This is a genomic window from Stenotrophomonas sp. TEPEL, from assembly GCF_004348785.1.
GTDB classification, from domain to species: domain Bacteria; phylum Pseudomonadota; class Gammaproteobacteria; order Xanthomonadales; family Xanthomonadaceae; genus Stenotrophomonas; species Stenotrophomonas indicatrix.
Window position 1 is genome coordinate 3,908,074 of the sequence record NZ_QQXJ01000001.1, and the last position, 2,500, is coordinate 3,910,573.

Sequence of the window (2,500 nt, forward strand, 5' to 3'; positions counted from 1 at the left end):
ATTTAAAGCTGCAGATGAATGATTCTGGCAACGTATCGCTTGCTTTAAAACAATTAATAGTTGCTTGATCAAACGTCTGCAAGATGGACAATCATCCTTCCTGCAGGCGCCTTCACAAGATACCTGCGCATACTTTCAAAGATCCGGGGAAGTGGCCTCAGCGCCATTCCCGTGTGCTGCGAAGTTTCCTTCGTAGCGAGCCGCCCATTATAGCCGACTTTTCCGCTTCGTCAACACCTTTTTCAAGGCCGTCTCACCGAGGTGGACGTTGTTGCCGATGCTGCTTCGTCGTTGGACCCGAAGGCCTTTCGTCGTTGCGAGCCGCCTATTATGGCAGGCTTTTCAGCTTTGTCAACAACTTGTGAGAGGAACTTGAAGCTCTTCGTGAAGTTGTTGCGTTAAGTCCAGGTCGAAACCTGAGGCTTGCAAAAAAAGGAAAACCCCGCTGCNTGAGCAGCGGGGTTTTCGGGGTATAAACCCTGGCGATGACCTACTCTCGCATGGCTTAGGCCACACTACCATCGGCGCAGCTACGTTTCACTTCCGAGTTCGGGATGGGATCGGGTGGTTCCATAGCGCTAATTTCACCAGGGAGGCGNTTGGAGTGTCGCCTGGGCGTCGTGTCNTTGCAGGGNGCGGGCNTGNTGNTGCCNGCGTTGCAAAGAGACGCGCCTGAGCGCCTGCCTCTCGTTTGGTCTTGTGACGTAGCGTGCACTTGGATCTATCGACATGTCATGTCGGCCAAGGCAACTTGAGGTTATATGGTCAAGCCTCTCGGATCATTAGTATCAGTTAGCTCAATACATTGCTGTACTTACACACCTGACCTATCAACCACGTAGTCTACATGGTTCCTTCAGGGGGCTTGTGCCCCGGGAGATCTCATCTTGAGGCGCGCTTCCCGCTTAGATGCTTTCAGCGGTTATCGCTTCCGAACATAGCTACCCGGCAATGCCACTGGCGTGACAACCGGAACACCAGAGGTTCGTCCACTCCGGTCCTCTCGTACTAGGAGCAGCCCCTCTCAAATCTCCAACGCCCATGGCAGATAGGGACCGAACTGTCTCACGACGTTCTGAACCCAGCTCGCGTACCACTTTAAATGGCGAACAGCCATACCCTTGGGACCGACTACAGCCCCAGGATGTGATGAGCCGACATCGAGGTGCCAAACACCGCCGTCGATATGAACTCTTGGGCGGTATCAGCCTGTTATCCCCGGAGTACCTTTTATCCGTTGAGCGATGGCCCTTCCATACAGAACCACCGGATCACTAAGTCCTAGTTTCCTACCTGCTTGATCCGTCGATCTTGCAGTCAAGCACGCTTATGCCTTTGCACACAGTGCGCGATGTCCGACCGCGCTGAGCGTACCTTCGAGCTCCTCCGTTACTCTTTAGGAGGAGACCGCCCCAGTCAAACTACCCACCATACACGGTCCCCGACCCAGATAATGGGCCCAGGTTAGAACGTCAAGCACGACAGGGTGGTATTTCAAGGATGGCTCCGCCACAGCTAGCGCCATGGTTTCATAGCCTCCCACCTATCCTACACAGACGAACTCAACGTTCAGTGTAAAGCTATAGTAAAGGTTCACGGGGTCTTTCCGTCTTGCCACGGGAACGCTGCATCTTCACAGCGATTTCAATTTCACTGAGTCTCGGGTGGAGACAGCGCCGCTGTCGTTACGCCATTCGTGCAGGTCGGAACTTACCCGACAAGGAATTTCGCTACCTTAGGACCGTTATAGTTACGGCCGCCGTTTACTGGGGCTTCGATCAAGAGCTTCGCCTTGCGGCTGACCCCATCAATTAACCTTCCAGCACCGGGCAGGCGTCACACCCTATACGTCCACTTTCGTGTTTGCAGAGTGCTGTGTTTTTGATAAACAGTCGCAGCGGCCTGGTTACTGCGACCCTCTTCAGCTATAGCTCGCACGAGCCACCAAAAAGGGTGCACCTTCTCCCGAAGTTACGGTGCCATGTTGCCTAGTTCCTTCACCCGAGTTCTCTCAAGCGCCTGAGAATTCTCATCCTACCCACCTGTGTCGGTTTACGGTACGGTCTGCGTAAGCTGAAGCTTAGGAGCTTTTCCTGGAAGCGTGGTATCAGCAACTTCGCCATAAAGGCTCGTCTCGGTGCTCGGTCTTGAAGGATCCCGGATTTGCCAAAGATCCAAACCTACCGCCTTTCCCCGGGACAACCAACGCCCGGTATGCCTAACCTTCTCCGTCCCTCCATCGCACTTACGCGAGGTGCAGGAATATTAACCTGCTTCCCATCGACTACGACTTTCGTCCTCGCCTTAGGGGCCGACTCACCCTGCGCCGATTAACGTTGCGCAAGGAAACCTTGGGCTTTCGGCGTGCGGGTTTTTCACCCGCATTATCGTTACTCATGTCAGCATTCGCACTTCCGATACCTCCAGCAGACTTCTCAATCCACCTTCAACGGCTTACGGAACGCTCCTCTACCGCGTACATATAAATATGCACACCCCA

2 rRNA genes (1 of these 2 cut by a window edge) are annotated in these 2,500 nt (G+C 53.9%); both read right to left on the bottom strand.

The features are described 5' to 3' along the window. Nucleotides 1–477: 477 nt before the first annotated feature. Nucleotides 478–592: ribosomal RNA gene (gene rrf / locus TEP_RS17875) — 5S ribosomal RNA — on the bottom strand. 169 nt (nucleotides 593–761) lie between these two features. Next, nucleotides 762–2,500: ribosomal RNA gene (locus TEP_RS17880) — 23S ribosomal RNA — on the bottom strand (it continues 1,142 nt past the right edge of the window).